Annotated in this window: 6 protein-coding genes and 1 pseudogene; 3 read left to right on the top strand and 4 right to left on the bottom strand. The window is 44.7% G+C overall.

From position 1 onward, the window contains the following. Positions 1 to 165 precede the first annotated feature (165 nt). The 4 genes from BGL89_RS21045 to BGL89_RS21030 form a co-directional block, all read right to left on the bottom strand. Positions 166 to 342, bottom strand: a complete 177-nt coding sequence (locus BGL89_RS21045) for a HigA family addiction module antitoxin (protein ID WP_286827468.1) — start codon at positions 340 to 342, stop codon at positions 166 to 168. A gap of 71 nt (positions 343 to 413) precedes the next feature. Further along, positions 414 to 1,064, bottom strand: a complete 651-nt coding sequence (locus tag BGL89_RS21040; RefSeq protein ID WP_286827467.1) for a hypothetical protein — start codon at positions 1,062 to 1,064, stop codon at positions 414 to 416. A gap of 41 nt (positions 1,065 to 1,105) precedes the next feature. Next, the gene (hisS, locus tag BGL89_RS21035) at positions 1,106 to 2,386 is read right to left on the bottom strand and encodes a histidine--tRNA ligase (protein ID WP_286827466.1); all 1,281 of its coding nucleotides are present in this window, start codon (positions 2,384 to 2,386) and stop codon (positions 1,106 to 1,108) included. A gap of 20 nt (positions 2,387 to 2,406) precedes the next feature. After that, a complete protein-coding gene (locus tag BGL89_RS21030) occupies positions 2,407 to 4,317 on the bottom strand; it encodes a heavy metal translocating P-type ATPase (RefSeq protein WP_286827465.1) in 1,911 nt (636 codons plus the stop codon). Between the two features lie 63 nt (positions 4,318 to 4,380). Here BGL89_RS21030 and BGL89_RS21025 point away from each other — a divergent pair, with 63 nt between their 5' ends. From BGL89_RS21025 to BGL89_RS21015, 3 genes and pseudogenes are all read left to right on the top strand, one after another. Then, positions 4,381 to 4,587 carry a hypothetical protein gene (locus tag BGL89_RS21025; protein WP_286827464.1) on the top strand — a complete coding sequence of 69 codons (207 nt, stop codon included), beginning with the start codon at positions 4,381 to 4,383 and terminating at the stop codon, positions 4,585 to 4,587. Between the two features lie 133 nt (positions 4,588 to 4,720). Then, a complete protein-coding gene (locus BGL89_RS21020) occupies positions 4,721 to 4,927 on the top strand; it encodes a type II toxin-antitoxin system HicB family antitoxin (RefSeq protein WP_008198193.1) in 207 nt (68 codons plus the stop codon). 2 nt (positions 4,928 to 4,929) lie between these two features. Next, positions 4,930 to 5,158, top strand: a pseudogene (locus BGL89_RS21015) (type II toxin-antitoxin system HicA family toxin). The last annotated feature ends 283 nt before the right edge of the window (positions 5,159 to 5,441 follow it).

Here is a 5,441-nt window from a genome sequence, read left to right as displayed (position 1 = left end):
TACGAATAGCATCGTCTATGGCTTGATACTGTTGAGTTTTAGCTTTAACTTTAAACTCTAAGACAAACATTTTACGCAGGGGGTACTTAGAAAACATCAGTATAGCACAATAAAAGTTAAGTTAACAAGCTATAGTTTAAAAAGCCGTCCTAAAAGGACGGGGCTTTAACCCAAAATTTCGGTAATCCCCCGGCGACGGTTGACAATTTCATTAATTCGCTGGTAAGGAACCCCAATCGCATCGGCGAGTTGACGTTGTGTGATGCCCATCGGCCGCAAAAATTCCTCTTTCAGCATCTGGCCCGGATGGGTGGGTCTTCTATGGGTAGGTATGCGAACCATATACTCCTTGTTCTGACTTTCCCGACCGACGACCGACTCCTAATCCCACCGACAAACTTTTGCAGCAAACCCTATTTATTTTTAGGAATTGGGGGCAGTTGCGGTGATTTTCGGCGAGAATTAGCACCAGATATTTTCGGAGGTAGGGGTGCAGAATTGCGATTAGATAAACTTTGAAGGCTCTTTTTCATATTAGCCGGTTCCGGCAGTTCTAGAGTTACCCCTTCTCTAGCAATCATTGTTTCCTCTGGTAGGCATAAATCAAAAACAAAGGCGGAATTATTGGTTAAATCAGCCAGTTCTAATTTTACCATCTCCGGAGAGGATTCTTGTGCTAATAAAGGTTCAATTTCGGTTTTAATTAACTGTTCTAATTGAGCCAGATAATTGATCTTAACAGGAGTAACAATTAAAGTTAACGTTTCTTGCCAACCTTGCCCCTCTAATTCTGCCAGAATATCCCCATAACAGCGAATTTTCCAGCTACCTATTCCTAAATCTCGATAGGAAAAAATTTCTAGCCAACCCCCGGCATCCGATCGATAATAATGAGTATATCGTTCACTACTTTCGGGAGATTCGTAATCGATACGCACTTCGATATGGGCAAAAGGAGAATCCAGACGGGCCAAGAGACGATAGTTTCCCGAGACAATTTCTAGGGAATCAGTAGAAATTGTGCGTCCGTGATTCTCCCCTTGTTTTTGCAGTATAAATTCCATAATCTTAGCCTAGGCCTAATGTTTGCCTATGACGCTAAAACTTAGGATTTGTGCCGAGAGATTTGTGCTTTTAATTCCCTTGCTTGTGTCAATAAATCCGCTTGGGTTAGACTAATTTGTTCTTGGGTGGCCATCCATTTCAGTTGTACCGTGCCATTTTCAGCCTCAGCATCCCCCAAAATTATACAGCCCACGGCCTTAGCTCGATCGGCCCGTTTAAATTGTTTCCCGAAAGCGCTGCCGCTTAAGTCCAACTCGACGCTAAACCCCAATCTGCGTAATTCCTGTGCTAATACCACACTGCGCTCCTCAGCTTTTTCTCCTTTGGAGACGAGATAAAAATCGGGAACCAAAAAAGATAAAGATTGCTTTTGTTGTAATAGTATAATCAGACGTTCTAAACCGATCGCCCAACCCACTGCTGGTGTGTCTAGACCACCTAATTGAGCTATTAAACCATCATAACGACCACCACCGCAAACCGTCGCTTGAGAGCCTAAATCATCGGACTGAATTTCAAAGGCCGTATGGGTGTAATAGTCCAATCCTCGCACTAAACAGGGATTAAGATTATAGATAACTCCTAAATCCGTTAGTAAAGATTGTACCCGTTCAAAGTGCTTTTGAGAATCACTGCCGAGATGTTCAAGAATACTGGGGGCATTCTCACAGATAATCTTGGTTTTCTCGTCCTTACTGTCTAAAATTCGCAGGGGATTTTTTTCTAATCTCTGTTGAGAATCCGCGTCTAAATCAGCTTTGTAAGGAGTCAAATAATCTAGCAAGGCCTGACGATAATTTTGCCTATCTTGGGCATTTCCCAGGGAATTAAGGTCTAATTTTAGGTTTTCTAGCCCCACAGCTTTTAATATCTCGCTGGCAAGGGTAATTACTTCCACATCCGCCCTAGGGTCATCACTTCCCAATAATTCGACCCCGATTTGATGAAACTGTCGCTGCCTACCCGCTTGCGGACGTTCATAACGAAACATCGGCCCCTTATACCAGAGTCTTTGTACTCCTCCTGCAGCCTGTAATTTGTGTTCAATGTAGGCGCGAACGACCCCAGCTGTTCCTTCTGGTCGCAAAGTCAGGGAACGTTGACCGCGATCGAGGAAAGTGTACATTTCTTTACCTACCACGTCCGTCGCTTCCCCGATACCCCGTTCAAAAAGTTGCGTCTGTTCAAAAATAGGAGTTCGTATCTCTTGATACAGCGCAGTCGCTAAAATTCTGCAAGTGGTTTCCTCTAACCACTGCCAGTAACCGACCTCCGCCGGTAAAATATCTTTTGTGCCTCGGATTGCCTGTATTTCACCCATAGTTCTCGTTATTTTTATCCCTATTTCAACAATCTTAAACCGCTGAGAGTCACTAATACCGTCGATCCTTCATGACCGATGACACCTAGAGGTAAAGTTATATCACCGGCAAAATTGGCTATTAGCAATATGCCGATAAATGCGAGGGCGAAAGTGATATTCTGTTTAACAATGCGATTGGCACGACGACCGAGGTTAATAGCACTGGGAATTTTGGCTAAATTATCGGACATGAGGATAATATCGGCTGTTTCCAAGGCGACATCACTACCAGCTTTTCCCATGGCAATCCCCACATTAGCCATAGCTAAAGCGGGTGCGTCATTAATGCCATCCCCCACCATAGCAACAGTGTGATATTTTTCTTGCAGATTTTGGATGACGGTTAACTTATCTTCGGGCAGTAAATCAGCGTAAACCTCCTCAATGCCGAGTTTTTTAGCGACTTTATCGGCACTTTGTTGATTATCACCCGTAATTAAAACGATATGTTCGATACCGCTCTTTTTTAGTTTCTCCACCAGATTAACTGCCGAGTCACGAAGGGTATCGCCCACAGCGATCGCACCGATAATTTGGTTCTCCCGTACTACCCAGACGAGGGTTTTACCTTCTTTTTGTAAACGTTCGCGGATAGCTAAGATATTCTGGTCAAGATCGGAAATATGGTCACGAATATAGGCAAAATTGCCCACAGATACCGACTTATCGGCAATTTTTCCCGTGATACCCCGTCCCGATACCGCTTGTACCTGATTAGCACTGAAGAAATTTATACCACGTTCGATCGCTGTGCTGGTAATTGCCTCTGCGATGGGATGTTCGGAACAGGATTCTAGGGATGCAGCCACCGCTAACACCTCATTTTCGCTGACTGCATGGATAGGGACAATTTCCACCACTTGCAACTTACCAAGGGTGAGAGTGCCGGTTTTATCAAAAGCGATCGCTCGTAGGCGGCCGATCATCTCCAATCTTGCGCCATTTTTGAATAAAATCCCCTGTTTTGCCCCGTTAGCGATACCCGATAACAAAGCTGGCATAATTGAGGCCATTAAAGCACAGGGAGAGGCCACCACGAGAAAAATTAAGGCCCGATAGATAGTGGTTTCCCAGGTCCAACCCCAGAAAAAAGGCGGTAAAATCCCGAAAATTAAGCCCAAAATCACGATAATTTTCGCATAACCCCGCTCGAAACCTTCGATAAACTGTTGGGAGGGAGGGGATTCATTTTGCGCTTTTTCTACCAAACGAATCACCCTTTCAATTAAGCGACTTTCGGGGGGAGTTTCCACCTTTAAACGTAGCGCTCCCGCACCGTTGAGAGTTCCCGCAAAGACTTCTTCCCCGATGGTTTTATCCACGGGAAGCGATTCTCCGGTAATTGGCGCTTGATTGATGGGACTGTTTCCCTCCATAATAATGCCGTCAATGGGGATTAATTCACCCGGTTTGACCAAAACTGTATCACCGATGTTTAATTGCTTTATAGGAACCTCTTTTTCGCCGTCTCCCGTGATTAATCTAGCAGTATCGGGAGTCATAGCCATGAGAGAACGAATATTGCGATCGGTTTTCGCCATGGCAATCTGTTCTAATGCGCCACTAATGGCGAAAATCAGGATTAAAATGGCTCCATCGATGATGAGATAGTAATTACTATCCCAGAGTCCCAAAATCGCCGCCCCCAACGCCGCTACAATCATTAAGAGGTCCACATCCAGTTCTTTTTCCTCGAATAAAGTCGTTAATCCTGCTTGGGTACTTTCGTATCCTCCCACCACATAGGCGATCGCTAGTAGGATGAAAGCTAGGCCGATCAGGTTAAAGTGTAGGCATAACCAACCAAAAAAGACTAAAATAGCGCAAATTCCCGCGGCAACTGCCGAGGAATACTCAGACAACCAAGAGGACGAAATACTCTGAATCATGGAGCGATGGCAATTAATTCTCTCCCCATTCTAGAAAACATTGGCTCGATGCAGAAAACCCCTATGACGTTATCCCCTGCAGCCAACCTAGCCGATAATAATTGGAATTTTGCCGAGGTTTGGAGCGATCCGCTGCTATCTCCTCCCTATGTCTTGCTTTTACTGGCTGAATCTTCAGGAAACTGTCGCGTGTACGATCCGTCTGAGGGTTATCAGGTGGTACTCACCTTTGAACCGGTAGAGGGACGACTTTCGCCAGTAGAGATATAATTTCCTTATCTCCTTGACGCTTTTCTTCAAAACCCTTATTCTATATGCTGTTTAGCAAGAATTAGCGATCGCTACTTAACCAACTTAGACCCTAATAGGTAAAATATAAGCTGGGAGATTATGGTGAGAAGTTATGAAGTTGACTGTAACACTTGACCGTGACGAGGATGGGGTTTGGGTTGTAGAATGCCCCAGTATTCCGGGTTGTGTCAGCCAAGGTCAAACGAGAGCAGAAGCTCTGGAAAATATCAGAGATGCGATTATCGCTTGCCTTGAAGTTCGTGCAGAACGTGGACTACCGCTCACGATTGAAACTTGTCAAGTAGAGGTAATGGCCTAATCATGTCCTCTGCTCTTCCTTGTTCTCAGCGGACGTGAAGTAGTCCGAATATTTGAAACCTTCGGCTGGCAAGTTGCGCGTCAAAGTGCAAGCCATATCATTATGGTTAAGGAGGGTGAACAGGTAACACTCTCTGTTCCTGATCATCGTGAAGTGGCAAAAGGTACGCTTCGTAGTCTTATTCGTACTGCTGGAATTACGTTACAAGAATTTGTTTCTGGCATGAGATGAACAAGCGAGCTAACAAGTCGAGGAAGCGGAAAATTGGCTATTAGAGGACGAATTTAAACCGGTAGAGGGACGACTTTCGCCAGTAGAGATATAATTTCCTTATCTTCCTTTCCCCCTTTCTTGGATGCTATCCTTACTAAAAAAGCGCTGGAATTGGCTAAAATCGCTCTTTATAGGCAGTCCGAGGGCAAGTAACCCCAAAAAAGTCAAAAATAATCCTTCGGAACCCCGTCACGCACCAGAGGGATAGAGCGAACTCATGAAAACCGACACGATTTTCTAC

It is taken from the genome of Microcystis sp. LSC13-02 (assembly GCA_002282935.1).
Classification (GTDB): Bacteria; Cyanobacteriota; Cyanobacteriia; order Cyanobacteriales; family Microcystaceae; genus Microcystis.
This window is presented reverse-complemented; position numbering and strand designations above follow the sequence as displayed.

Excerpts from the sequence above, each read along its gene's own strand:
- BGL89_RS21045 (WP_286827468.1), bottom strand. The coding sequence starts at position 342 with ATGGTTCGCATACCTACCCATAGAAGACCCACCCATCCGGGCCAGATG.
- BGL89_RS21040 (WP_286827467.1), bottom strand. The coding sequence starts at position 1,064 with ATGGAATTTATACTGCAAAAACAAGGGGAGAATCACGGACGCACAATT.
- hisS (WP_286827466.1), bottom strand. The coding sequence starts at position 2,386 with ATGGGTGAAATACAGGCAATCCGAGGCACAAAAGATATTTTACCGGCG.
- BGL89_RS21030 (WP_286827465.1), bottom strand. The coding sequence starts at position 4,317 with ATGATTCAGAGTATTTCGTCCTCTTGGTTGTCTGAGTATTCCTCGGCA.
- BGL89_RS21025 (WP_286827464.1), top strand. The coding sequence starts at position 4,381 with ATGACGTTATCCCCTGCAGCCAACCTAGCCGATAATAATTGGAATTTT.
- BGL89_RS21020 (WP_008198193.1), top strand. The coding sequence starts at position 4,721 with ATGAAGTTGACTGTAACACTTGACCGTGACGAGGATGGGGTTTGGGTT.